This window comes from Arthrobacter sp. PL16, from assembly GCF_035985055.1.
GTDB lineage: Bacteria > Actinomycetota > Actinomycetes > Actinomycetales > Micrococcaceae > Arthrobacter_D > Arthrobacter_D cheniae.
Genome location: NZ_JAXCIC010000001.1, coordinates 443,838 through 469,012 on the forward strand (window position 1 = coordinate 443,838; position 25,175 = coordinate 469,012).

Genomic DNA, 25,175 nt, shown 5'->3' on the forward strand with positions numbered 1-25,175 from the left:
CTGGCGCCCGGGAACCGCCGGGCCTGTTTCCGCCACCCTATGCTAAGCGTGCTGATGGCTGCGCGGCGCGGCGGAGAAATCAGCTGACTCCCTGTGTGAAGCAGCGGGAGCGGGGGTATGGAACCACTAGCCGTGCTGCCGGAACGAAGAGCAGCGGCACCTCTGCAGTCAGTCGATATCAAGGAGCGCAATGTCCGTCCAGTCCCAGGCACCCTCCCTGCTTGATGCGCAGGAGGGCGCGTCCATCACGATCGTCAGTCCTGTGGACGGCACCGAGGTGGGCACCCTGCCCGGTACCGCCCGCGAGCAGGTCGCCCTTGCGGTGTCGCTGGCCCGGACGGTACAGCCCGAGTGGGCGGCCACCAGCCCGGCCGATCGCGGAGCAGCCCTCCGGCGGGCAGCGGCAGCCCTCCGCGACGGAGCCCGGGAACTCGCGGAACTCAATACCAGGGAGACCGGAAAACCGTTCTCGGACTCGCTCGGCGGCATCGAGGCAGGCATCTCGACGCTCGAACAGTACGCCGAGCTCGGTCCGGTGCACCGCGGGCTGAGCCTACGGGGAGCCGTGACCGCAACCGACTACACCGTCGCCGAGCCGCGCGGCGTCGCGGTCCTCCTCACCCCGTGGAACGATCCCGTGGCTGTGGCGGCCGGTCTGATCGGTGCAGCGCTCGTCACGGGCAACACCGTCATCCACAAGCCCAGCGAGCGCTGCCCGCACGTGGGCGAACTGCTCGGACGCCTGCTCCAGCCGTCCTTCCCCGACGGCGTCCTCACCACCCTGACGGGTGGCGCCGAGGTAGGACAGATGATCACCATGGAGACCGACGTAGACGTGTTCGCCCATGTCGGTTCCAGTGCCACGGGTGCGCGGATCGCGCGGGCCGCCGTGCTCACGGGAGCCCACGTCATCCGCGAGAACGGCGGCAACGACCCCCTGATCGTCGACGCCGATGTCGATCCGGTCTGGGCAGCGGGTCAGGCAGCCCTCGGGGCCTTCGCCAATGCAGGCCAGATCTGCACGTCCGTGGAACGCATCTACGTGCACCGGGATATTGCCGAGCCCTTCCTCGCCGCACTGACGGAGGAGGCCCGCACCCGTACCGCGAGCGGTAGTTTCCCGCCACTCGTCGATCGCCGCATGCGGGACGCCGTCGATGCCCAGGTCAGCGAGGCGATCCGCGCAGGCGCGCGCTGCCTGGCAGGCGGCGCTGTCCCGGAAGGCCCTGGAGCGCACTACCCGGCGACCGTCCTCGCCGACTGCACCGGGACCATGACCGTCATGACCGAGGAGACCTTCGGACCCGTCGCCCCCGTGACCGTCGTCGACACCTTCGACGAAGGTCTTCGCCTGGCCGCAGCCGGACCCTACGGGTTGGCGGCCTCCGTCCTGACCGGCAGCATCGCACACGCGCAGCGGGCCATCGCCGGCCTCGCCGTGGGCACGGTCAAGGTGAACGCCGTCTTCGGTGGTGCGCCCGGCGGGTCCGCCCAGCCGCGCGGCATCAGCGGCGCAGGCTTCGGTTACGGACCGGAACTCCTCGACGAGTTCGCCCTCGTGAAGGTCGTCCACATCAGCTCGCCACCGCAGGGGGGCGCCTGATGGCGGAATCTTTCCAGGACCGGCTCGGCTCCGCAGCAGACGGACCGGACGGGGGAAGTGACGGGGACGAGCTCTCGGAGGTACGCGGGCTCGCTGCCTGGGTGCCCGCTGCCATCGCAGACCGTGCCCCGAGCATCACCGTGGTCGGCGATGCCATGCTGGACGGCTGGTGGAGCGGAACCATCGAGCGCTTCTGCCGTGAGGCGCCTGCACCCGTGGTCGACATCACGCGCCGCGACTACGCAGCCGGTGGTGCGGCGAACACCGCGATGAACCTCGCCGCCCTCGGAGCACGGGTGCGCATGTGCGGCCTGATCGGGACCGACGACGCCGGACGCCGCCTCCGCGCGATCCTGGACGACGCCGGTGTGGACACGACCGACCTCGTGCAGGACGACCGCGTCGGCACCACCACGAAGTACCGGATCCTCGGCGGCGACCAGGTCATGCTGCGCCTCGACGACACGCACGACCAGCTCCCCGGGCCGGCGATCAGTGCGCTCGCCGCCCGGGTCCCGCACGCCGTCGCCGGGGTGGACGCCGTCGTCGTCTGCGACTACGGCTCGGGCGCGCTCGGCGACGAGGTCCGCGCGGCTCTCGGAACCGCGTCGGCCATCGACCCGCGCATCTTGATCGTCGTCGATGCGCACGATACCGCTGCCTGGTCGGAGCTCAATCCGCACCTCGTCACGCCCAACGCCGGAGAAGCGGCGCAGGTCCTCGCGACCCGCCTCGATCCGCGCTCGGACAGGGCTGCCGCAGTCACCGCGCGCCGTGCCGAACTGCTCGCGGCGACCAACGCCGCCGCGGTCGTCGTGACACTGGACCGTGACGGGACGGTGCTCCTCACGCGGGACGGCGGCGGACACCGGACGTGGGCCAGGCCCGCCACGGAGAAGCAGGCGTCCGGCGCAGGAGACACCTTCGTCGCGAGCCTCACCGTCGCGCGAGCGGCAGGGCTCCCGCTGACCACGAGCCTCGACCTCGCCCAGGCCGCCGCCGACGTCGTCGTGCACCGCCCGGGCACCTCCGTCTGCACGACGGCGGATCTCACGCGCCACCTCCAGCAGGTCGCGGACACCGCGCTTTCGACGGCCGACCTCCTGCGGCGGGTGGAGGAGGACCGCGCAGCAGGCAGGCGCATCGTCCTCACCAACGGCTGCTTCGATGTGCTGCACCGCGGCCACACGCGCTACCTCAACCAGGCCAAGCAGCTCGGCGACATCCTCGTCGTCGCTCTCAACGACGACGACGGCGTCCGTCGGCTCAAGGGACCGGACCGGCCCATCAACCCGATCGCCGACCGTGCCGGGATCATCGCATCCCTCAGCTGCGTGGACTACGTGACCGTGTTCGATACGGACACCCTGGTCCCGCTGATCGAGCTCCTGCGGCCCGACGTCTATGCGAAGGGCGGTGACTACACCGCGCAGATGCTGGAGGAGACGCCGGCCGTCGAGGCCTGCGGGGGCAGGGTCAGCATCCTCGACTACGTGCCCGAGCGCTCGACCGCCGCCGTGGTGCGCAGGATCCGGTCGACGCCGGTCCCCGGTGACGCGCCGTGACACCACGCTGGTCGGGGGAGTGGGCGCTCGACGTTCCCAGCGAGGAGCCTCTCGTCGACGTGCTGATCCCCTCCTACGGACGGGCCGCGGAACTCGCCGTGACGCTCTCCGGGCTCGCAGCGCAGGAGGGTGTGCCCTTCCGGGTCATCGTCAGTGACCAGACCGAGGGCGAGGCCGCCTCCTTCATGCAGCCGGCGGTCCGGGCGATGGTCCGGGTCCTCGAGGCCCAGGGCCACCGCGTGCAGCTCGAGCGTCACCTGCCCCGCAGGGGGCTCGCCGAGCATAGGGACTACCTCCTGGGACTGGCGAGTGCCCCCTTGGTCCTCTTCCTCGACAACGACGTATGGCTCGAACCCGGCTCGCTGGTACGGATGAGCAGGGCGTTGGAGGCATCGGGCTGCGGGTTCATCGGCTCTGCCGTGCAGGGTCTGTCCTACCTCACCGACCGCAGGCCGCACGAGCGTATCGGGCTGGTTCTGTGGCCGGACGACGAGGTGCTCCCGGAGCGGATCCGGCCGGGGAGTGAGGGTTTTTCCCGCTGGCCCCTCCACAATGCCGCCAACCTCGCCCACGCCGCCGCCGAGCTCCGGATCCCACAGGGGGAGTGGCGGCTGTACCGCGTCGCGTGGGTGGGCGGGTGCGTCCTGTTCGACCGCGAGGCCCTCGTGGCATGCGGTGGGTTCGATTTCTGGGACAGGCTTCCGCCCGGGCACGCCGGAGAGGACGTCGCCGCGCAGTGGCGCGTCATGGAGCGCTACGGCGGAGCAGGCATCATCCCCTCCGGCGCGGTGCACCTCGAGGCGCCCACCACGGTGACCGACCGTGAGATAGACGCTGCCCACGTGATCCTGGGCCAGTGACGGCGCCCCCACCGGGAGCGCCACCATGCAGGGAAATCAAACCGATACGAAGGAGCACCACATGGCAGATCCGAGTCCGATCGACATCCAGAAGGCACTGGGCGGCATGGAGTATCCGGCGTCCAGGGAGGACCTCGTCAAGCACGCCGAGGGAAAGGGCGCGGACGGATCCGTGCTGGAAACGCTGAAGAACCTGCCGGACCGTGAGTTCGATTCGCCGACGGATGTGAACAAGGAAGCATCCAGGTAGGAGGCGCCCGACGGCGGTGCCCGGGGTGGGTGCCGCCGTCGTCGTCCGACGTCCCGGAAGGACGGCTTGAAGAACCAGGAATACACCCCGGCGACCGAGGCGCCGCCGGCCGTGGACGCACCTCAGCCGTCCCCGGGCAGCGACAGCACGCTGACGGTCATCATCGCGTTCGTCGCGAACCTCGTGGTCGCCGCCGCCAAGACCTTCGCGGCGATCGTCACGGGGTCCGCCTCGATGACCGCGGAAGCAGCCCACTCCTGGGCCGACACCGGGAACCATATCTTCCTGCTCGTCGCCGAGCGCAAGTCCAGGCGCCACCGGGACCGCACACACCCGATGGGGTACGGACGCGAGGCCTACGTCTGGTCCATGTTCGCCGCCTTCGGGCTCTTCACGGCCGGCGCCGTCGTGTCCATCACGCACGGGGTCCAGCAACTGCTCGAGCCCGAACCAGCCGGTGACTACGGCATCGCCTACGCCGTCCTCGCGGTCGCGTTCGTCCTCGAGGGGATCTCGTTCACCCAGGCGTTCCGGCAGGCCCGCAGGGCTGGGCGCGAGAGCGGGACCTCAACCCTGCACAGCGTTTCGACGACGTCGAACCCGACGCTCCGCGCAGTCTTCGCGGAGGACTCGGCCGCCCTGATCGGGCTTGTCCTCGCGTTCGTGGGCATCCTCCTGCACCAGCTCACGGGTTCACCCGTACCGGATGCGATCGGCTCCATCCTGGTGGGCGTCCTCCTCGGAGTGATAGCCGTGATCCTGATCGACCGCAACCGGCGCTTCCTCGTGGGGCAGGCCGTGTCTCCCGCCCTCCTCGAGTCGGTGGCCGCGCGGCTCAGCGCGCACCGGAGCATCGAGCGGGTGACCTATCTCCACCTCGAGTACGTGGGACCCGAGCGGTTGTACCTGGTGGCGGCGGTGGACCTCGTGGGGGACCGCCGGGAGCACGACGTCGCCGTCGCCCTCCGAGCGGTCGAACACGACATCGAGGACCACGAGCGCATCGAGGAGGCCGTGCTCACGCTGTCCATGCCGGACGAACCGACACTGACCTTCGAGACCGGTGCACGGGCCTGGCGGTCGAGCGGCGGCTCCTACCCTCCGATTCCTGCCTCCTGGGCGTCGGTGGCTCCGCCCGCGTCGGGACCCGCACCCGCCCCGGCGATGTTGACCATCCACGAGATGCCGAACCGGTCGATGCACATGCCGAAGCTGTCACCCCACGGTGAGGCAGCCAGCGGCATGATCTCGGTGCCGCTCCCGGCGAGGGCATCCCAGTAGCCGCGGAGCTCCGCCTCGTCGTCGCCGCTGAGCGAGAGCGAATGACCGCTCGGAGCGCTGTACTCCATGCTGTTCGGCGTATCGGCGGCCATGAGCACCTGCCCTGACGGAGTCGTCAGCATCGAGTGCATGACCTTGTCCTGCTCCGCCGGGTCCTCGCTGACCTGGTATTCCGCGAAGGTGCTGCGCTGCAGCTCACCGCCGAACACCGACTGGTAGAAGTCCATCGCCTCAGTCGCGTTGTCCTTGAAATTCAGGTACGTGTTGATCGTCGCCGCCATGATGTGTGCTCCTGTCATAACCCGCGCTGTCTGGCGAAGGTGCCTGTGGGAGCGATTATGCTCCGCGTGGGAGCAGTCAGGGAAGACCCGGCGCGTAGGCGCTGCCCGCCCCGTCCATCCGATGCTCAGGACGGCGAGGGCTCCGGCCGCGCACCGATCGCACCGGCAACCTTCTTCTCGAGCGAGGTGATGGTGGCGTCGGGGAGGACGATCAGCCCGTCCAGCTCCCGGCGCGCACGTCGATACGCCGTCTGGCGCTCAGCTGCTGTCGCGGCGTCGTCGACGGCCACGGTGACGAGCTTGCGCGCCGTGTCCAGGCGCAGGCGCTCATCGGTCGTGAACCCGCTCGCCCTGACGCGTCGGGCCTCGGTCTCGGCCACCTGGAACGCGACGTCGAACGAGGTGACCGCCGAGCGGTACGCGGCGAGTTCCTCGGACGAGACGCCCGCGGGTTCCTGCGGCCGCAGTGCGTCGGCCTCCCGCTTGGCGCGGAGGAAGGCGACGGTGAGCGGCTCCCGCACGTCGGTCATCATCGGGTAGTCGATGAGCTTGGCAGCATCGAGCTCGTAGGACAGCCATTTCCTGTCGACCTCGTCATGCATGCGCTCGACATGCCGGACGTCACGCTCCCGGCTGGCCCGGTTCTGCGCCGGATCGCCGGTCGGCTGCTGCGGTGCCTGCGGAAGTGCCGGATTCTTGAGCCGGTACAGCTCCATCCTGCGCTGGTGGCGCCGCTCGCCCGCCGCGGACCACGACTTACCCCATACCGCGAATACCCCGGACAGGGGGAAGACAAGCCACCAGTAGTTCCCGGCAAAGGACAGGATTTCGTTCACGCGTCCATCGTAGGCCCGGGGGACAAGCAGTCGGCGGCGTGATGACGAGGTGCTGGTGCCGATACTGCTGCAGGCGCCGTCGCGGCACGCCCGGTGGCCGCCGTGACGGCGCGACGTGCGTCAGCCGTTCGTGTCCCCGCGGCGCTTCTGCGTCCTCCTCGTGCGGCGGAAGAACGACACCAGGACCAGGGTGCTCACCAGGAGGTGGAGGATCGACAGGGAGGGCAGGACCGTCAGGAACAGGACGGTCAGGAGGCCGAGGAGGATGGCCAACCGGACAAGGGGAAGGTAGGGCGCCGGGATCGGACGGGGCCAGGGATGGTAGTCGAAGGCGGGCCGATCGTCCGCGGCATTCCTGGTCATCTACGTCCCTCCGCCGACCGACACCTGCGCCTGCACGCTTTCTTCCATCGTGCAGACCGGTGGACCGTGGTGCAATGAGTGATGGGACCTGGGAACGGGCTTGACCCCGCGCCGACCATGTCGGGAAACCTCGACAACATCCGGGCATAACGAAACCCCGCCCTCCAGGCGGCGAGACCTGAAGAACGGGGTAACGAAGTGCACCCCTCGGGACTTGAACCCGAAACCCATTGATTAAGAGTCAATTGCTCTGCCAATTGAGCTAGAGGTGCGTGGCTTTCTACCTCCCGATTTCACCCGGTCTGGTCATCCGCAACAGCATGAGACTCTACCAGCACTTCTGCCCAAACATGAAACCGGACGCTCACCCCGACGGACCGACGGCGATGCGCAGGATCCTCGCTCCGCCGGGCTCGTTCGTCGCGACGAGCAGCGAACCGCCCTCCGCCCCTGCGACGTCCCGCAGCCGTCCATAGGACCCGTCGAAGTGACTGACAGGCTCCCCGGCCGTGCCGCCCTCGAGCGGGACCTGCCACAGCCGCTGCCCGCGCAGGCCCCCGATGTAGGCGATGTCATCGAGGATGGTCATGCCGCTGGGGGAGGACGACGCCGTCAACGGCCACACCACCTGGGCGTCGAGGAAACGGGAATCGCCCGGGGCGCCGGTGACCTCGGGCCAGCCGTAGTTCCCGCCCGGCTGCACGAGGTTCAGTTCGTCGTCGATCTCCGGCCCGAACTCCGTCGCCCAGAGGGACCCGGCGGAGTCCCAGGCGAGTCCCTGCACGTTTCGGTGTCCCAGGCTGTAGACGGGGGAGCCGGGAATGGGGTTGTCGGCGGGGATGTCGCCGTCGACCGTGATCCGGAGGATCTTCCCGCCGAGGTTCCCGGGATCCTGCGCGTTCGGGCGGACTCCGGCGTCGCCCGTGCCGATGTAGAGGTGACCGTCGGGCCCGACGGCGATCCGCCCGCCGTTGTGGATGTCGGCCTTCGGTATGCCTGTCAGGATCGGCTCCGGGGCACCGAGCCCGCCGTCGCCCAGCGGGAGGCGCACCACGCGGTTGTCCATGGCCGAGGTGTAGTAGGCGTACAGGGCTGCGGGGTCGGCACTGTCTGCCACGGCGAGGCCCAGGAGTCCTCCCTCGCCGGCCGCGGCCGTAGCGTCGGCGATGGTGCCGATGACCTCCCGGGTGGTCCCGTTGATCCGCCTGATCTCCCCGGTGTCGCGCTCCGAGACGAGCAGGCTGCCGTCGTCGAGCACCACGATGGACCACGGGAGGCCGAGCCCCGACACCGCATCACCCTCGTAGGACAGGGCAGGAGGAACGGCGGACGAGGCATCCGCGACGGGAGCGGGGGCCGCGGAGGCACCCGCGAAGACCGGCTCGGGCTCGGCCGCCTCGGGTGAGCAGGCGGTCAGGACCAGCAGCGCGAGGGCCGGCAGGATGGCCCGGGCGGGGGAGCGGTCGGGTCGCCGTCGTGCTGCGGCTGACATGCTCCGACCCTAGGACGGGCTTCTCCGGGTGTCCACCCTCGTCGGCCGCGGGGCAGCCGCAGCCCCGGCGCTAGGCTGGCACCATGACCGACCCCTCGACTCCTTCCGCCGGCCCGATCGTCCGAACCCTGAGCGTCCCCTCCGCGGATCTGCGCGATGCGCTGGCAGACGTCTCTCCAGCCGTCGACGTGGTGCTGTGGGATTTCAGCGATGCCCCCGAGGGCTTCGACCCTGCGCAGCTGGACGCTGCCGTCCTGCCCTACACGGGGCGGGCGCACCTCGACGGAGCCCTCGATGCGGCGCCGAACCTGCGGCTCGTGCAGACGCAGTCCACGGGGTACGACGGCGTCGCGGACCTCGTCGGACCGGGCGTCGCGATCGCGACGGCAGCCGGGGTGCACGCTGCGGCCACCGCCGAGCTGGCCGTCGGGCTGGCCCTTGCGTCGCTGCGCGGGATCGACGACGCCGTGCGGCAGCAGTCCGAGGGCCGGTGGCACAGCGCCCGCTACCCGGGCCTCGCGGACCGGCGGGTGCTGCTCGTCGGCGTCGGTGGCATCGGCGAGGAGATCCGCCGCCGGCTCGTGACCTTCGAGGCGGAGGTGACCCGGGTCGGCAGCGCGGCCCGCGACGACGACCTCGGGCACGTCCACGGCAGCGACGAGCTGGTCGGCCTCGCGCCGGACCACGACGTCGTCATCGTCATCACACCCCTGACCGGACCGACCCGCGGTCTGATCGGCCGCGAGGTCCTCGCTGCCCTGCCCGACGGCGCGCTCGTCGTCAATGTGGCCCGCGGCGCCGTCGTCGACACGGAGGCACTGACACGCGAGGTCCTGGCGGGTCGGCTGAAAGCGGCGCTCGACGTCGTCGACCCGGAGCCACTGCCGGAGGGCCACCCGCTGTGGAGCGCTCCCGGAGTGATCATCACCCCCCACATCGGCGGCAACACGGAGGCTTTCCCACCTCGAATCCTCGCACTGCTGAAGCGTCAGGTCGGGCTTCTCGGGGAGGGCCGCGAGCCGGAGAACCTCGTACGGAAGGGCCCGTGGGACTAGGTCCCATCCGCACGGGGGTTCATCAGGCCATCGCGATGAAGGCAGCCATGAAGGCGTTGAAGTCGATCACGTCGTCGTCCTGCGGCAGGTGCAGGGGAGTGCCCGGCCCGATATCGAGCACCGGATCGGCGGACACGTCGAAGCGGAAGATTCGCCCCGTGCTCGTGCCGACTTCGAAGCTGTCGTCGGCATCCCACTGGAGCGCGTGCGCGAGATTGGTCATGTTCACCTCGACGGGCACACCGGCGCCCGTGATGCCGGTGAGGTCCACCGGCGCGATCATGAGTTCCATCGGCTTCCAGCGATAGCCGACCACGTAGGCGGTGGCGGACGGCGACGGAGCCACCGGAGCCGACCGCGAGGTTCGCGCGCGTCCCGCCGCCTTGCTCGCGTGCCGTGCCGCGAAGACCAGGTTGTAGTCGCCGTAGTTGGGGATCTGCCCGTCGAAGACGCGGCGCAGGGCGTTCTTCAGTCCCTGTCCGCCGTCGAGGGGTGGGCTGGAGTCGGAGGGCTCATCGGGAGTCATATCACGCCGTTGCGGTAGGAGGCTGTCGGACTGGTCCCGTCCGGGACTTCTCGCGGAGCTCTCGGCCGGCGGGCCGGAAGGACTGCCCGCGAGATCCACACTGTACCGGAGGGCGGCGGGAAGGCACGAGGATCCGCGCGGGTGGAGACGGCCCTCCCTTGCCCGTTGCCGGCTGCTGTAACAGGAGGGTCATATGGCGAAACGTGCCTGCAACGCGGGCCTAGACTTTCCCTTATGAGCGTGGAAACAACTCCAGACATCAAGCCCAGAAGCCGCATCGTCACGGACGGAATCCATGCGGCGCCCGCACGCGGCATGCTTCGTGCGGTGGGAATGGGCGACGACGACTTCGCCAAGCCGCAGGTCGGCGTCGCGAGCTCCTGGAACGAGATCACCCCCTGCAACCTGTCCCTCAACCGCCTGGCGGAGGGCGCGAAGGAAGGCGTCCGCGCGGCCGGCGGGTTCCCCATGCAGTTCGGCACCATCTCCGTCTCCGACGGCATCTCGATGGGTCACGAGGGCATGCACTTCTCGCTCGTGTCACGGGAAGTCATCGCCGACTCCGTGGAGACGGTCATGCAGGCCGAGCGCATCGACGGGTCCGTGCTCCTCGCCGGCTGTGACAAGTCGCTGCCCGGGATGCTCATGGCGGCCGCACGCCTCGACCTCGCCTCCGTCTTCCTGTACGCGGGCACCATCATGCCGGGCTTCGCGAAGCTCGAGGACGGCACGGAGAAGGAAGTCACCCTCATCGACGCCTTCGAGGCGGTGGGTGCCTGCGCGGCCGGCACGATGAGCCTCAAGGACCTGGACAGCATCGAACGCGCCGTCTGTCCCGGGGAGGGTGCGTGCGGCGGTATGTACACCGCGAACACCATGGCCTGCATCGGCGAGGCGCTCGGGATGTCACTGCCCGGGTCCGCCGCACCTCCCTCGGTCGATCGCCGACGCGACGCGTTCGCGCAGAAATCCGGCGAGGCCGTCGTGAACCTCCTGCGCCTCGGCATCACGGCGCGCGACATCATGACGAAGAAGGCCTTCGAGAACGCCATCGCGGTCACCATGGCCTTCGGCGGTTCGACGAACGCCGTCCTGCACCTCCTCGCGATCGCCCGCGAGGCCGAGGTGGACCTCACGCTCGACGACTTCAGCCGCATCGGTGACACGATCCCGCACCTGGGCGACCTCAAGCCGTTCGGGCGCTATGTGATGTTCGACGTCGACAAGGTGGGCGGGGTGCCGGTGATCATGAAGGCACTGCTCGACGCCGGACTGCTGCACGGCGACTGCCTCACCGTCACCGGCAAGACGCTCGCGGAGAACCTCGCGGACATCAACCCGCCGGACCTCGACGGCAAGATCCTCCGCGCACTCGACAACCCGCTGCACAAGACCGGCGGCATCACGATCCTGCATGGCTCGCTGGCACCCGAGGGTGCCGTGGTCAAGAGCGCCGGTTTCGATGCCGACGTCTTCGAAGGCACCGCGCGCGTCTTCGAGCGTGAGAACGGTGCCCTCGAGGCGCTCGACGCCGGCGCCATCCACGCCGGCGACGTCGTCGTCATCCGCTACGAGGGGCCGAAGGGCGGGCCGGGCATGCGCGAGATGCTCGCGATCACCGGTGCCATCAAGGGTGCGGGCCTCGGCAAGGACGTCCTCCTGCTGACCGACGGACGCTTCTCGGGCGGCACCACGGGCCTGTGCATCGGACACGTCGCACCCGAGGCGGTCGACGGCGGTCCCATCGCGTTCGTGCGCGACGGCGACCGCATCCGGGTCGACATCGCGGCCAAGAGCTTCGACCTGCTCGTCGACGAGGCCGAGCTGGAGGAGCGCAGGGTGGGCTGGGAGCCGCTCCCCGCCCGCTACACCAAGGGCGTGCTCGCGAAGTACGCCAAGCTCGTCCACTCGGCGTCGACCGGTGCCTACTGCGGCTAGCGCAGGTTCGCGTGGCCGGCGCGGGGGCATCTTCCCCCGCGCCGGCGAGATGGGGAAGAGCGTTAGTGTCCAGTAACTGGACGCAGGAGTCCACCATGTGAGATCGCAGGGGGTGTGGTTGACACCCTTTCGCGGGGGCGTGGAGACTACAGGTATGCAGCTCGAACCCGTAGTCGTCGTCCTTATGCAGCGCGTGGCCTGAAGCCCGTCTCATCGACGACTGCAGTCACGCGCAACCCCTCGCAGAGCCCGACAAGGCTGAGGGGTTTTTTTGTTGACACAATCTGTCAACGGAAGAGGGGCGCGTGGAAGTCCGTCCGCAGTTCCAGCTGCAGCAGTGCAGCACACGTTCCGAAGGAAGTCTGAGATGTCCAAGGGATCGCCCATCAGCCCAGCGCTGTTGGCAGCAAGACCAGCACCTCCCGCAGCACCCGCGCGCGAGACCGCGGCCACGCCCGTCGTCCCGGTGAGCGCCGTCCGAGGGTCCAACACCGTCGTGGCGCCCACCGAGATGCTCGGGTCCGCCGCGATCGTCCGGTCCCTCGAGGAACTCGGAGTCGACGACGTCTTCGGTCTTCCCGGCGGGGCGATCCTTCCCACGTACGACCCGCTCCTGGCCTCCACGAAACTCCGCCACATCCTCGTGCGCCACGAGCAGGGTGCGGGCCACGCAGCGCAGGGCTACGCCATGGTGACCGGCCGCCCCGGAGTCTGCATCGTGACCTCGGGCCCGGGTGCTACCAACCTCGTGACGGCCATCGCCGACGCCCACATGGATTCCGTGCCCATGGTCGCCATCACGGGCCAGGTCTCGAGCGCCTTCATCGGATCGGACGCGTTCCAGGAAGCGGACATCGTCGGCATCACGATGCCGATCACCAAGCACTCCTACCTCGTGACCAAGGCGCAGGACATCCCCCGCGTCCTCGCCGAGGCCTTCCATATCGCGACGACCGGACGCCCCGGTCCGGTGCTCGTCGATATCGCCAAGGATGCGCAGCAGTCGACGATGATCTTCTCCTGGCCGCCCAAGGTGGACATCCCCGGCTACCGCCCGGTGATGCGCGGGCACTCGAAGCAGGTCCGCGAGGCCGCACGCCTCATCAGCGGCTCGCAGCGCCCCGTCTTCTACGTAGGCGGAGGCGTGGTCAAGGCCCATGCGTCCGCCGAGTTGAAGGAGCTCGCCGAGCTCGTCGGCGCGCCCGTGGTGACGACGCTGATGGCCCGCGGCGTCTTCCCGGACTCCCACGACCAGCACGTGGGCATGCCCGGCATGCACGGCTCGGTCTCCGCTGTCACGGCCCTGCAGCAGGCGGACCTCCTCATCACACTCGGAGCCCGCTTCGACGACCGCGTCACCGGCGTGCTCTCCAGCTTCGCGCCGAACGCCAAGGTCATCCACGCCGACATCGACCCGGCCGAGATCTCGAAGAACCGCACGGCCGACGTGCCCATCGTCGGGTCCGTCAAGGAGATCATCCCCGAGCTGACCGCAGCCGTCCGCGAAAGCTTCGGAACGCAGGAACGGCCCGACATCTCCGCCTGGTGGAGGACCATCAACCACCTGCGTGAGACCTACCCGGTCGGCTTCACCCAGCCCGATGACGGCCTGTCGGCACCCCAGCAGGTCATCAAGCGCATCGGCGAACTCACCGGCCCGGAGGGCGTCTTCGTCTCCGGAGTCGGCCAGCACCAGATGTGGGCAGCACAGTTCATCCAGTACGAGCGTCCCCACGCCTGGCTGAACTCGGGCGGCCTCGGCACCATGGGCTACTCGGTCCCGGCAGCCATGGGAGCGAAGGTCGGCAACCCGGACCGCGTGGTCTGGGCCATCGACGGCGACGGCTGTTTCCAGATGACCAACCAGGAACTGGCCACCTGCGTCATCAACAACATCCCCATCAAGGTCGCGGTCATCAACAATTCGTCCCTCGGTATGGTGCGGCAGTGGCAGACCCTCTTCTACGAGGGGCGCTACTCCAACACGGACCTCAATACCGGGCACGACACCGTTCGTGTGCCCGACTTCGTGAAGCTCGCCGATGCCTACGGCTGCGTGGGGCTGCGCTGTGAGCGCGACGAGGACATCGACGCCACCATCCAGCAGGCCCTTGCGATCAACGACCGCCCTGTCGTCATCGACTTCGTGGTCAGCCGCGACTCGATGGTGTGGCCGATGGTGCCCTCGGGCGTCAGCAACGACCTCATCCAGATTGCCCGCAACATGACCCCGACCTGGGAGCAGGAGGACTGACCATGGCACGACACACCCTTTCCGTGCTCGTCGAGGACGTTCCCGGCGTCCTGACCCGCGTCGCCAGCCTGTTCGCCCGGCGTGCGTTCAACATCAACTCGCTTGCGGTCGGACCGACCGAAGTCGCGGGGATGTCCCGCATCACCGTTGTGGTGGAGGCCGAGGAGGAACTCCTCGAGCAGGTCACCAAGCAGCTGAACAAGCTCATCAACGTGATCAAGATCGTCGAGCTGACCACCGAGCAGTCGGTGCAGCGCGACCACATCCTGGTCAAGGTCAGGGCCGACGCCGCGACCCGGCTGCAGGTCACGCAAGCCGCGGACCTGTTCCGCGCCTCCGTCGTCGACGTCGCCACCGATTCGCTGATCATCGAGGCGACGGGCACACCGGAGAAGCTCTCGGCGCTCCTGTCCGTGCTCGAGCCGTTCGGCGTCCGCGAGATCGTCCAGTCGGGCACCCTCGCGATCGGCCGCGGGGCCAAGTCGATGAGCGACCGCGCCCTCCGCAGCGCCTGACAGCGCTTCCGAGCGCTACCCCTTCCTTTCCAGCACCACCCACCCCAAGGAGAAACACCCGTGACCGAGATGTTCTATGACGACGATGCAGATCTTTCGATCATCCAGGGCCGCACCGTGGCCGTCATCGGCTACGGCAGCCAGGGCCATGCCCACGCCCTCAGCCTGCGTGACTCCGGCGTCGACGTGCGCGTCGGACTGAAGGAAGGATCGGCGTCGCGCGCCAAGGCCGAGGCGGAGGGGCTCCGCGTCCTCTCGGTGGCCGAGGCGACCGCCGAGGCGGACCTCATCATGGTGCTCACCCCGGACCAGGTGCAGCGCCACGTGTATAAGGACGACATCGCCCCGAACCTGCAGGCCGGCGACGCCCTGTTCTTCGGCCACGGCTTCAACATCCGCTACGGCTACATCCAGCCTCCGTCCGACGTCGACGTCGCGCTCGTGGCACCCAAGGGCCCGGGGCATATCGTCCGACGCGAGTTCGAGGCCGGACGCGGCGTTCCCGACCTCATCGCCGTCGAGCAGGATGCCACCGGCAAGGCGCGCGACCTCGCGCTGTCCTACGCGAAGGCCATCGGCGGCACCCGTGCCGGCGTCATCGAGACCACCTTCACCGAGGAGACCGAGACCGACCTCTTCGGCGAGCAGGCCGTCCTGTGCGGTGGTGCGTCGCAGCTGATCCAGTACGGCTTCGAGACGCTGACCGAGGCCGGCTACAAGCCCGAGGTCGCCTACTTCGAGGTGCTGCACGAGCTCAAGCTGATCGTCGACCTCATGGTCGAGGGTGGCATCGCCAAGCAGCGCTGGAGCGTCTCCGACACCGCGGAGTACGGCGACTACGTCTCCGGCCCGCGCGTGATCACGCCCGAGGTCAAGGAGAACATGAAGGCCGTCCTCGCGGACATCCAGAGCGGTGCCTTCGCGAAGCGCTTCATCGACGACCAGGACGCCGGCGCGCCCGAGTTCACCGAGCTGCGCAAGAAGGGTGAGGACCACCCGATCGAGAGCACGGGCCGCGAGCTCCGCAAGCTCTTCTCGTGGATCAAGACGAACGATGACTACACCGAGGGCTCGGTCGCGCGCTAGCGCCTGATCCCTCCCCGGCAGGGCACGTGTTCAACGCTCAGCGACGAGCAGGTGCCCTGCCGGTCCCATGTCCGGCCCGGGTCCGCAGCGCCCGGCCGTTCCCAGCCAGCCGCCCTCTGCCACACCCCAGAAGGAACTCCCCGTGACCCCGAAGCCCGTCGTCCTCATCGCCGAGGAACTCTCACCCGCCACCGTCGAGGCCCTCGGCCCCGATTTCGAGATCCGCAGCACTGACGGAGCGGACCGCGCGCAGCTCCTCGGCGCACTCGCCGACGTCGACGCCGTCCTGGTGCGCTCGGCGACGCGGATGGACGCGGAAGCTATCAGCGCGGCGCCGAAGCTGAAGGTCATCGCGCGCGCCGGCGTCGGCCTGGACAACGTCGACATCAAGGCCGCGACGCAGGCGGGCGTCATGGTGGTCAACGCCCCGACGTCGAACATCATCTCCGCGGCAGAACTGACGGTCGGCCACATCCTCAGCCTCGCGAGGAACATTCCGCAGGCCAGTGCGGCCTTGAAGGCGGGGGAGTGGAAGCGCTCCAAGTACTCCGGCACGGAGCTCTACGAGAAGAACATCGGCATCATCGGCCTCGGTCGCATCGGTGCGCTCGTTGCGGCACGCCTCCAGGGCTTCGGCACGCAGATCCTCGCCTACGACCCCTACGTGACCTCGGCCCGGGCAGCGCAGCTCAACGTCCGCCTGGTGACACTCGACGAACTGCTCCGCGAATCGGACTTCGTCACCATCCACATGCCGAAGACCCCCGAGACCGTGGGCATGCTCGGCGCCGACGCATTCGCCCTCATGAAGGACACCGCGTACGTCGTCAATGTCGCCCGTGGCGGACTCGTCGACGAGGCGGCCCTCCACACGGCGCTCGAGGAGGGCCGGATCGCCGGAGCCGGCGTCGATGTCTTCGTGCAGGAGCCCAGCACCGACCTCCCCTTCTTCGCCCATGACAGCGTGGTGGTCACACCTCACCTCGGTGCCTCGACGGAGGAGGCCCAGGAGAAGGCCGGCGTCTCGGTGGCGAAGTCCGTGCGGCTCGCCCTGGCCGGAGAACTCGTGCCCGACGCCGTCAACGTGGCCGGCGGCGTCATCGACCCGGCCGTCCGGCCCGGCATTCCGCTCATGGAGAAGCTGGGACGCATCTTCACCGCCCTGACGCACGACTCGCTGACGCAGATCGACATCGAGGTCGCCGGCGAGATCGCGTCCCTCGACGTGAAGGCCCTCGAACTCGCCGCCCTGAAGGGCGTCTTCACCGACGTCGTGTCGGAGCAGGTGTCCTACGTGAACGCACCGATCCTCGCGGAGCAGCGCGGTATCACCTCACGGCTCATCACCACACCGGAGTCCGAGGAGTACCGCAACGTGCTCCGGTTGCGCGGCGCTCTGTCCGATGGCTCGCAGATCTCGGTGGCCGGTACCCTGACCGGGCCGAAGCAGGTGGAGAAGCTCGTCGGCGTCAACGGCTACGAGCTCGAGATCCCCATCAGCGACCACCTCCTGGTGCTGCTGTACGCCGACCGGCCCGGTGTCATCGGGACGCTCGGTCGCCTGCTCGGTGAGCGCGGCATCAACATCGCCGGCATGCAGGTGGCACGGAACAAGGAGGGGGGCCAGGCGCTGTCCCTCCTGACCGTGGACAGCTCCGTGCCCCAGGAGGTCCTCGACGCCATACGCGCCGAGATCGGTGCATCCGTGGCCCGCGAAGTGGACCTGCAGGACTGATCGAAGTCCCATGACCGCTGTCACCTGATCGACGTTCCCGAGGAATGCGCTCCCATGGCGACCCACCGGCTCCTTGCCCAGCAGGCGACCGCGACGCAAGTCCTGTCCCGGGACACCGCACCCGTGCTGACGATCGAACCCGGCGACCGCGTGATCGTCGAGTCCCTGGACGCCTGGGGGCACCTCGAACGGCAGTCCGCCCCCGGCGCGACGACGCCCTACCGGTTCCCTGATCGCCGGGGGCACGCGCTCACGGGCCCCATCGAGGTAGCCGGAACCACCGCGGGTGACGTGCTCGCCCTCCGGTTCGACGCCGTCGAAACAGCGGACTGGGGCTGGACCGCCGGGGGCAGTCGGGACGACGCCTTCGCCCACAGCCTGGGCATCGAGGGGTCGGAGCCCGCCTGGCTGCTGTGGGACCTCGACCGCGACGCCGGGACCGGGACGAACCAGCACGGCCACACCGTCCGGCTCGCGCCGTTCCTCGGCGTCGTGGGCCTGCCGCCCGTGGAGCCCGGAGAACACTCCACCACCCCTCCCCGCGCCGCCGGCGGCGGCAATATCGATTGCCGCGAGCTGACGGCCGGGTCCACGCTGTTCCTGCCCGTCACCGTACCCGGCGCGCTCCTGCACCTCGGCGACGGGCACGCCGCGCAGGGTGACGGCGAGGTCGGTGGCACCGCGATCGAGTGCGGCATGACGACGACGCTCACCGTCGACGTCGTCCGCGATGCGCCGCTCAGCAGCATCCATGCGCTCACCCCGACCGCCCGCATCACCTTCGGATTCGATGCCGACCTGAACAGGGCGACGGCGGAAGCGCTCGGTGCGATGCTGACCTGGCTGCAGCAGTTGTACGGACTGGAACGGAAGACGGCGCTGGCCCTCGCCAGTTCCGTCGTCGACCTCCGTATCACTCAGATCGCCAACCGGACCTGGGGCGTCCACGCGGTGCTGGGACTCGACGCCGTCGTCGTCGAGTGACTGCCGGAGACGGCCGACCTGTCCTTGCCCCCCTGCCGCACTTGGGCAAATGGAGGTCCCGCGGGGTAATTTCATAGGGTGACTCCCGCTGCTGACGCCAAACCTCCGTTCTACATCACCACGGCCATCTCCTACCCGAACGGCGTCCCGCATATCGGGCACGCCTACGAGACCATCGCCGTCGACGCCATGGCGCGCTTCAAGCGCCTGGACGGGTTCGACGTCATGTACCTGACGGGGACGGATGAGCACGGCCTGAAGATGCAGCAGGCAGCGGACCGCGAGGGCATCCCCGTTCGCGAGTTGGCCACCCGCAACGCACTTGCGTTCCGTGACATGAACGACGTCGTCGGAACGTCCTACGATCGCTTCATCCGTACCACGGACGAGGACCACTACGCCGCCGCGACCGAGATATGGAAGCGCATGGAGGCGAACGGGGACATCTATCTCGACAAGTACGCCGGCTGGTACTCCGTGCGGGACGAGGCGTTCTGGGGCGAGGACGAGACCGAGGTCCGCGAGGACGGCGTGCGGTACGCGAGGGAGACCGACACGGAGGTCACCTGGACCGAGGAGGAGAGCTACTTCTTCCGGCTCTCGGCCTACCAGCAGAAGCTGCTGGACCTCTACGGGTCGCAGCCCGAGTTCGGTGCGCCACAGCCCCGCTTCAACGAGGTCATCTCTTTCGTGCGGCGTGGGCTCGAGGACCTCTCCATCAGCCGCACCACCTTCGACTGGGGCGTCCCCGTTCCGGGCAACGACCGCCATGTCATGTACGTGTGGGTGGATGCACTCACGAACTACCTGACCGGCGTCGGATACCCGGACACCGGATCGGAGACCTTCCGGAAGTTCTGGCCCGCCGACGTGCATGTCATCGGCAAGGACATCTCACGCTTCCACGCCATCTACTGGCCCGCCTTCCTGATGTCCGCGGGCCTCGAGGTGCCGAAGCGCGTCATGATTCACGGGTTCCTGCACAACCGCGGCGTCAAGATGTCCAAATCGTTGGGCAACACGGTGGCGCCGGGTGACTGGGTGGACCAGTACGGCCTGGACCAGGTCCGCTTCTTCCTGCTCCGTGAGGTCCCCTTCGGAGCCGACGGCTCGTACAGCCATGAGGCGGTCGTGGGGCGCATGAATTCCGACCTCGCGAACAACTTCGGCAACCTCGCGCAGCGCTCGCTCTCGATGGTCGCCAAGAACTGCGGCGGTGCCGTGCCAGAGCCGGGCCCGCTGTCACCCGCCGATACCGGGATCCTCGATCAGGCGCACGCCCTGCTCGACGCGAGCCGATCGGCCTACGACCGCCAGGAGTTCTCCCGCGCACTCGAGGCGGTCTGGACGGTGCTCGGCGACACGAACGCGTACTTCGCCGACCAGCAGCCTTGGGTCCTCCGCAAGACGGACCCCGAGCGGATGAACACCGTGCTCTACGTGACGCTGGAGGTGCTCCGGGTGGTCTCGATCCTCGCGCAGCCCGTGATGCCGACCAGCGCGGGCCAGATCCTCACCGCACTGGGGCAGGGTACCGACGGCGACGATGCGCTGCGCCGCTTCGAGGCGCTGGGCCGGCACATCGGGGCCGGGACCCGGCTGCCCGCTCCGTCGCCCGTCTTCCCCAAGTACGAAGGACCCGCGGGGGAGTGAGGCGCCCCTGCGGTCGCCGCCGGACCACCGCAGGGTCATACCCGGGCTACTGCAGGGTGATGCCCGGCTACTGCTGCAGGAAGCGGGCCGGCGCCGTCTCGGTCATGACGCGGGCAACCGTGTCCTGCTGTCGCTTGGAGGCTTCGAGGAGCCGCTCCAGGACCGGTGTATTGAGGACTGTCTCCGCCATGTTCGCCTGCTGTCCCGATCCTGCAGGAGAGAGTGCCAGGAGCGTCGACCAGAGCGCTTCCTTCCCCTTCAGCAGTGACTGCAGGGCCTCGAGCTCGAGTTGCGCGCCCGCGCTCGCCTTCCGCCGTTTGGGGTTGAGGGGATCCAGGTCGGCGATGACGGAGAGGACCCTGGCAAGGGTCATCTTGACGAGGCTCGGCCGATGACCGAGAGCCTTGATGAGTCGCTTGAGGAATGTGCGCTCCTCGCTGATCTCCTGCCGCAGCCGCGTGAAGTCCTCCTCGTACGGTGTCCCGGCCCAGGAGAGGCCCGCCGCCCGGAACAGGCGAACGCCGTTGGTCGCACCGACGAGATGGAGGTCGAGGTAAGGCAGGAGGGTGTCCAGATCCAACTGGCGCACCGGTATGCGGTTCGCTGCCGCGGTCATGAGCGTTCCTTCCGTGCGGAGTCCAGCTCGTCAGCCTACGGCAGCGTGGTTCAGCAGCGGTAGCGTGATCGCCACCGACGTGCCGACGCCCAGGCTGGATTCGATCGTGATAGTTCCGTGGTGGTCCTCGAGCGTCTTCTTGGCGATGCTCAGTCCGACGCCCGCGCCCGGAAGGGCAGGTGTCGCATTCGACGCCCGATGGAAAGCGTCGAACAGACGGGGGAGGTCATCCGCGGGGATGCCGATCCCCGTATCCTGCACGACGATGACGACGTGTTCGTGGTCGGGCTCCTGCGTCAGCCGCACGGAGACGGTGCCCTCCTGCTGGGTGAACTTGATGGCGTTAGACAGGACCACCGCGAGGGCCGCCGACAGCTGCCCGCGGTCACCGGAAACCGTGACCAACCGGTCTGGGAGGGCGCAGTCGAGTGTGATGCCGCCTGCAGCGGCCTGCAGCACCGCGCGGCTGGTCAGCTCCGAGACGAGGTGCACGATGTCGACGGGACCATGCTCGGACGCGTCGGTCTCCCGGGCGGAGAGCGCAGAAATGTTGTCGATCAGCTGGCTCAGCTTGGCGGTGTTGCGCTCGACGGCCTGCAGCATGGTGTGCGCTTCCGGCGGCAGCTCGCCCCCGACGCCATCGATGATCATCTCGAGGTAGCCGGCAATGGATGCTAGGGGTGTTCGCAGCTCGTGATTCACCGTGCCGACGAAGTCGCTCTTCGCCTGGTTGAGGGCGCGCAGCTTGCGTACGGCCTGCTGCTGCCGGGAGATCAGCTGCGCCTGGATCAGCCCGTGTGCGAGGTTGCCGAGGACGTGCTGCGTGAGTGCTGCCTCGACGCCGGTCCAGGTCAGCGGTGTCTCCTCACTCATGATCCACAGCAGCCCGAACGGAGTGTCTCCCTCGCCGAGGGCCGCCACGACACCGTGCATCGTCCGGTCGTCCCCTCGCAGGCTCGCGGGATCCGCCCGCGCGTGGTGGAGTATCCATTCCGGCGGGGGGATGTCGTCCCGTTGTGGCGCGGCCGCTGGTCCGGAGCTGAAGGATGCGGTCGCCGTGTCCTCCCACAGTTCGAGTGCGAGTGCGAGCGACGCTTCCTGGTGGGTCCGGAGCGGAGCCGCGATAGCTGCTCCATCATCGGTGTCCCTGGTCCAGCTGCAGCTGTGCGCTGCAACGCGGTCGTCGTCGAAGACCTGCAGTGCCACGTGGTGTGCGTCGAGGGCCTGGCCGACCGCCGGCAGGAACTGGTCCACTATCACGGCCGGATCGTTCGTCGCCCGGATGCGGGCCGAGATCCTGCGCATGTCTTCGCGCAGCCGCTCGGATGATGCCCTCTGCGCCTGACGGTGCCGTCGCCGCGCAATCGCGGATCGGGTCCGTTGCAGCACCTCCGTGGCCTCCAGCGGTCGGAAGACGACGTCGGAGAGGGAAGGCGCGAGCGTATCCGGGAGCTCGCCGGCGCCGCCCTCGGGCAGCAGGAGGATCACGGGCAGGTCGGTGAGTTGTGGGTGCTGGGCGATGGTGTCGGCGAGTGAGTCCGCGTACGCGAGGGCCAGGAAGACATCGACGAGCAGGACGTCGGGCCGGGCCGTGAGTACCTCGTCGAGGAGCGAGGCTGCCGTGGTGACCGTCCTGGTCGGGAGGCCGCCGTCCTCGAGGAGACGCTTGAGGTGTGCGCGTTCGTTGCCGGATGCGGAGGCGACGACGGCGGAGGCGTCACCTCGACGTCCACGTACTTCGTCCTGCGCCACGGTGTCCTTCCCGACCTCTGCTGAGCTGTCCTCACAATATAGGTCGCGCATGCGCGCGGCGCGGGGATGCGGGACGTCCCGTCCGTGGCCTGTCGGTCAGGACCGACAGGAGCGGCTGCGCACGGTCGGTGCTCCGCCCCGGGTGGCGCCGCTCCGTTCCTCCCACTGCTCCGCCGACCCCGGGTGGAGTTGTCTCACCCTGCGGACCGATTGTGACCGCCCCGCGCGCTTTCCTACGCTGGAGCCATGACTGATGCGCGCCGCAGTATCGACCTCGCCGTCATCCCCGGGGACGGGATCGGCCCCGAAGTGACCGCGGAGGCCGTCAAGGTGCTGCGGGCTGTCGCGGGCGACGACGTCCGCCTGACGCTGACCGAGTACACACTCGGCGCACAGCACTGGCTCGAGACGGGGGAGACGCTCTCCGACGAGACCCTCGGAAAACTCAGGGGCCATGACGCCATCCTGTTCGGGGCGGTGGGCGCGGCTCCTGGAGATACGCGTATCCCGTCCGGGCTCATCGAGCGCGAATTCCTGCTGAAGCTCCGCTTCTCCCTGGATCATTTCGTGAACCTGCGACCCTCACGCCTGTATCCCGGGGTGCCCAGTCCGCTGGCTGCTCCCGGTGTCATCGATTTCATCGTGGTTCGGGAGGGGACCGAAGGCCCCTATACCGGCAACGGAGGAACGCTGCGCGGAGGGACGCCGCACGAGGTGGCCACCGAGGTCTCACTCAACACGGCATTCGGCGTGGAGCGTGTGGTCCGCGATGCGTTTACGCGGGCGTCGGCGCGCCGCAGGAAGCTGACGCTGGTACACAAGCACAACGTCCTCGTCTATGCAGGCCACCTGTGGAAGCGCACCGTCGAGGCCGTCGCCGCCGAGTTCCCCGACGTCAGCCATGACTACCTGCACGTGGACGCGGCGATGATCTTCCTCGTCACCGATCCGTCGCGCTTCGACGTGATCGTGACGGACAACCTGTTCGGCGACATCGTGACCGACCTGGCAGCGGCTGTCTCCGGCGGGATCGGGCTTGCGGCGTCCGCGAACCTCAACATGGATCGCACCGCGCCCTCGATGTTCGAACCCGTGCACGGGTCGGCGCCCGATATCGCCGGCCGGCAGATCGCCGACCCGACCGCCGCAATCCTGTCTGCGGCGCTCCTGCTCCGGCACCTCGGTCTCGACGAGCACGCCGCGAGGATCGAGCGGGCCGTGGAGGAGGACATCTCGTCCCGCACCACGGACCGGAGGACGGCCGCCGTCGGCGATGCTATTGCCGCTGCCGTGTCCTAAGGTGGTTACACATCACTAACCCAGTGTCGAAGCACTGACCACCGACGGGCGACGGCGGCCCTGCCGCACGAGCAGCCCGCGTGAGCGCGGAGGAATCATGACAGCCACCGATACCCGGTTTGCCCGGCACCTGTCCACGCAGCGGGCGTCCGCAGCGGAGCGGGAGGCGATCCTGGCCAACCCCGGGTTCGGCAACTACTTCACCGACCACACGACGATCATCGACTTCCGCGTCGATGCATCCGGTGTCGGAGGGTGGCACGACGCCCGACTGGAGCCCTACGGCCCCATCGCCCTTGACCCTGCCGCCGCGGTGCTGCACTACGGCCAGGAGATCTTCGAGGGAATGAAGGCCTACCGGCACGCCGACGGGTCCATCTGGACCTTCCGCGCGGACGCCAATGCCGCCCGTCTCAACCGCTCGGCCGTGCGCCTGGCCCTGCCGCAGCTCCCGGAGGAACTGTTCCTCGAGTCACTGCGTCAGCTCGTCGCGGCGGACCAGGACTGGATTCCCTCCGGCGACGGCGAGAGCCTGTACCTGCGTCCCTTCATGATTGCCACGGAGGCATTCCTGGGCGTACGACCCGCGCGCGAGGTCTCCTATCGCGTGATCGCATCCCCTGCCGGCAACTACTTCGGGGGCGAGGTGAAGCCCGTCGACATCTGGGTCTCACGGAACTACGCCCGGGCGGGACGTGGCGGCACGGGTGCCGCGAAGGCGGGCGGCAACTACGCGTCGTCGCTCGCTGCCCAGCTCGAGGCCGAGGCCCACGGCTGCAAGCAGGTCCTTTTCCTCGATCAGTTCAATGACAACGCCGTCGAGGAGCTCGGCGGCATGAATGTCTTTTTCGTCTTCCGGGACGGCTCGATCGTCACACCGGCCCTGTCCGGAACCATCCTCGAGGGCGTCACGCGCTCCTCCGTCATCCAGCTCGGACGCGATCGCGGCCTGCAGGTCAGCGAGCGGAAGATCACCCTGGACGAATGGCGTGACGGTGTAGCCGGTGGCGAGATCACCGAGGTCTTCGCCTGCGGCACGGCCGCGGTCATCACGCCCATCGGACAGCTCCGCGACGGCGACGAGTTCATCGGCATGGCCGATGCTGCGGCGGGGGAGGTCACCATGTCGATCCGCAGCCAGCTGCTCGGCATCCAGACCGGCACCGTCGAGGACACGCACGGCTGGCTGACGCGCCTGGTCTGATCGGTCACCTCTGATCGGTCACCGCGA

Annotated in this window: 21 protein-coding genes, 1 tRNA gene and 1 pseudogene; 15 read left to right on the forward strand and 8 right to left on the reverse strand. The window is 68.7% G+C overall.

Features of this window, described 5'->3' with window-relative positions:
• Positions 1–190 precede the first annotated feature (190 nt).
• The 5 genes and pseudogenes from RCH21_RS02005 to RCH21_RS02025 form a co-directional block, all read left to right on the forward strand.
• Positions 191–1,603: an aldehyde dehydrogenase family protein gene (locus RCH21_RS02005; RefSeq protein WP_120147898.1), complete on the forward strand. Its 1,413-nt coding sequence runs from the start codon at positions 191–193 to the stop codon at positions 1,601–1,603.
• Positions 1,603–3,168 (forward strand): PfkB family carbohydrate kinase, encoded by a 1,566-nt coding sequence (locus RCH21_RS02010; protein ID WP_326962989.1) that lies wholly within the window; start codon positions 1,603–1,605, stop codon positions 3,166–3,168. The genes RCH21_RS02005 and RCH21_RS02010 overlap by 1 nt, the downstream gene beginning before the upstream one ends.
• Positions 3,165–4,028 (forward strand): glycosyltransferase family 2 protein, encoded by an 864-nt coding sequence (locus RCH21_RS02015; protein ID WP_326962990.1) that lies wholly within the window; start codon positions 3,165–3,167, stop codon positions 4,026–4,028. The genes RCH21_RS02010 and RCH21_RS02015 overlap by 4 nt, the downstream gene beginning before the upstream one ends.
• Positions 4,029–4,089: 61 nt before the next feature.
• The gene (locus RCH21_RS02020) at positions 4,090–4,278 is read left to right on the forward strand and encodes a DUF2795 domain-containing protein (RefSeq protein ID WP_120147895.1); all 189 of its coding nucleotides are present in this window, start codon (positions 4,090–4,092) and stop codon (positions 4,276–4,278) included.
• A gap of 111 nt (positions 4,279–4,389) precedes the next feature.
• A pseudogene (locus tag RCH21_RS02025) lies at positions 4,390–5,283 on the forward strand (cation diffusion facilitator family transporter); the annotation flags it as partial.
• An 89-nt stretch (positions 5,284–5,372) separates the two neighbouring features.
• Here the strand turns inward: RCH21_RS02025 and RCH21_RS02030 are convergent.
• From RCH21_RS02030 to RCH21_RS02050, 5 genes are all read right to left on the reverse strand, one after another.
• Entirely contained in the window at positions 5,373–5,840 is a 468-nt protein-coding gene (locus RCH21_RS02030) for a VOC family protein (protein ID WP_120147893.1), read from the reverse strand.
• 125 nt (positions 5,841–5,965) lie between these two features.
• Entirely contained in the window at positions 5,966–6,676 is a 711-nt protein-coding gene (locus tag RCH21_RS02035; protein ID WP_326962991.1) for a hypothetical protein, read from the reverse strand.
• A gap of 120 nt (positions 6,677–6,796) precedes the next feature.
• Complete coding sequence (locus RCH21_RS02040; protein ID WP_326962992.1) at positions 6,797–7,039, reverse strand: hypothetical protein; 243 nt, start codon at positions 7,037–7,039, stop codon at positions 6,797–6,799.
• A 199-nt stretch (positions 7,040–7,238) separates the two neighbouring features.
• Positions 7,239–7,311: transfer RNA gene (locus RCH21_RS02045), tRNA-Lys, on the reverse strand.
• A gap of 92 nt (positions 7,312–7,403) precedes the next feature.
• Positions 7,404–8,531 carry a PQQ-dependent sugar dehydrogenase gene (locus RCH21_RS02050; protein ID WP_326962993.1) on the reverse strand — a complete coding sequence of 376 codons (1,128 nt, stop codon included), beginning with the start codon at positions 8,529–8,531 and terminating at the stop codon, positions 7,404–7,406.
• Positions 8,532–8,614: 83 nt separating this feature from the next.
• On the opposite strand from RCH21_RS02050, the gene RCH21_RS02055 reads away from it, so the two are divergent.
• Positions 8,615–9,586 carry a 2-hydroxyacid dehydrogenase gene (locus RCH21_RS02055; protein ID WP_326962994.1) on the forward strand — a complete coding sequence of 324 codons (972 nt, stop codon included), beginning with the start codon at positions 8,615–8,617 and terminating at the stop codon, positions 9,584–9,586.
• A gap of 22 nt (positions 9,587–9,608) precedes the next feature.
• Here the strand turns inward: RCH21_RS02055 and RCH21_RS02060 are convergent, their stop codons facing one another.
• Entirely contained in the window at positions 9,609–10,112 is a 504-nt protein-coding gene (locus tag RCH21_RS02060) for a hypothetical protein (RefSeq protein WP_326962995.1), read from the reverse strand.
• Between the two features lie 234 nt (positions 10,113–10,346).
• Between RCH21_RS02060 and ilvD the strand changes: the two genes are divergently transcribed.
• From ilvD to metG, 7 genes are all read left to right on the forward strand, one after another.
• On the forward strand, positions 10,347–12,050 hold the full coding sequence (gene ilvD, locus RCH21_RS02065; protein WP_120147887.1) for a dihydroxy-acid dehydratase: 1,704 nt from the start codon (positions 10,347–10,349) through the stop codon (positions 12,048–12,050).
• Positions 12,051–12,417: 367 nt separating this feature from the next.
• Entirely contained in the window at positions 12,418–14,304 is a 1,887-nt protein-coding gene (locus RCH21_RS02070; protein WP_326962996.1) for an acetolactate synthase large subunit, read from the forward strand.
• 2 nt (positions 14,305–14,306) lie between these two features.
• Positions 14,307–14,819, forward strand: a complete 513-nt coding sequence (gene ilvN / locus RCH21_RS02075; RefSeq protein ID WP_326962997.1) for an acetolactate synthase small subunit — start codon at positions 14,307–14,309, stop codon at positions 14,817–14,819.
• A 60-nt stretch (positions 14,820–14,879) separates the two neighbouring features.
• The gene (ilvC, locus tag RCH21_RS02080; protein WP_120147884.1) at positions 14,880–15,905 is read left to right on the forward strand and encodes a ketol-acid reductoisomerase; all 1,026 of its coding nucleotides are present in this window, start codon (positions 14,880–14,882) and stop codon (positions 15,903–15,905) included.
• A 142-nt stretch (positions 15,906–16,047) separates the two neighbouring features.
• Positions 16,048–17,640, forward strand: coding sequence for a phosphoglycerate dehydrogenase (gene serA / locus RCH21_RS02085; protein WP_326962998.1), 1,593 nt, complete (start codon positions 16,048–16,050; stop codon positions 17,638–17,640).
• 54 nt (positions 17,641–17,694) lie between these two features.
• On the forward strand, positions 17,695–18,624 hold the full coding sequence (locus RCH21_RS02090; RefSeq protein ID WP_326962999.1) for an acetamidase/formamidase family protein: 930 nt from the start codon (positions 17,695–17,697) through the stop codon (positions 18,622–18,624).
• A gap of 78 nt (positions 18,625–18,702) precedes the next feature.
• On the forward strand, positions 18,703–20,277 hold the full coding sequence (gene metG / locus RCH21_RS02095; protein WP_326963000.1) for a methionine--tRNA ligase: 1,575 nt from the start codon (positions 18,703–18,705) through the stop codon (positions 20,275–20,277).
• Between the two features lie 67 nt (positions 20,278–20,344).
• Here metG and RCH21_RS02100 read toward each other — a convergent pair whose 3' ends face one another.
• Positions 20,345–20,893, reverse strand: a complete 549-nt coding sequence (locus RCH21_RS02100; RefSeq protein WP_326963001.1) for a hypothetical protein — start codon at positions 20,891–20,893, stop codon at positions 20,345–20,347.
• Between the two features lie 30 nt (positions 20,894–20,923).
• On the reverse strand, positions 20,924–22,645 hold the full coding sequence (locus RCH21_RS02105) for an ATP-binding protein (protein ID WP_326963002.1): 1,722 nt from the start codon (positions 22,643–22,645) through the stop codon (positions 20,924–20,926).
• 246 nt (positions 22,646–22,891) lie between these two features.
• On the opposite strand from RCH21_RS02105, the gene RCH21_RS02110 reads away from it, so the two are divergent.
• Positions 22,892–23,944, forward strand: a complete 1,053-nt coding sequence (locus RCH21_RS02110; RefSeq protein WP_326963003.1) for a 3-isopropylmalate dehydrogenase — start codon at positions 22,892–22,894, stop codon at positions 23,942–23,944.
• Positions 23,945–24,041: 97 nt separating this feature from the next.
• A complete protein-coding gene (locus tag RCH21_RS02115) occupies positions 24,042–25,148 on the forward strand; it encodes a branched-chain amino acid aminotransferase (RefSeq protein ID WP_326963004.1) in 1,107 nt (368 codons plus the stop codon).
• The last annotated feature ends 27 nt before the right edge of the window (positions 25,149–25,175 follow it).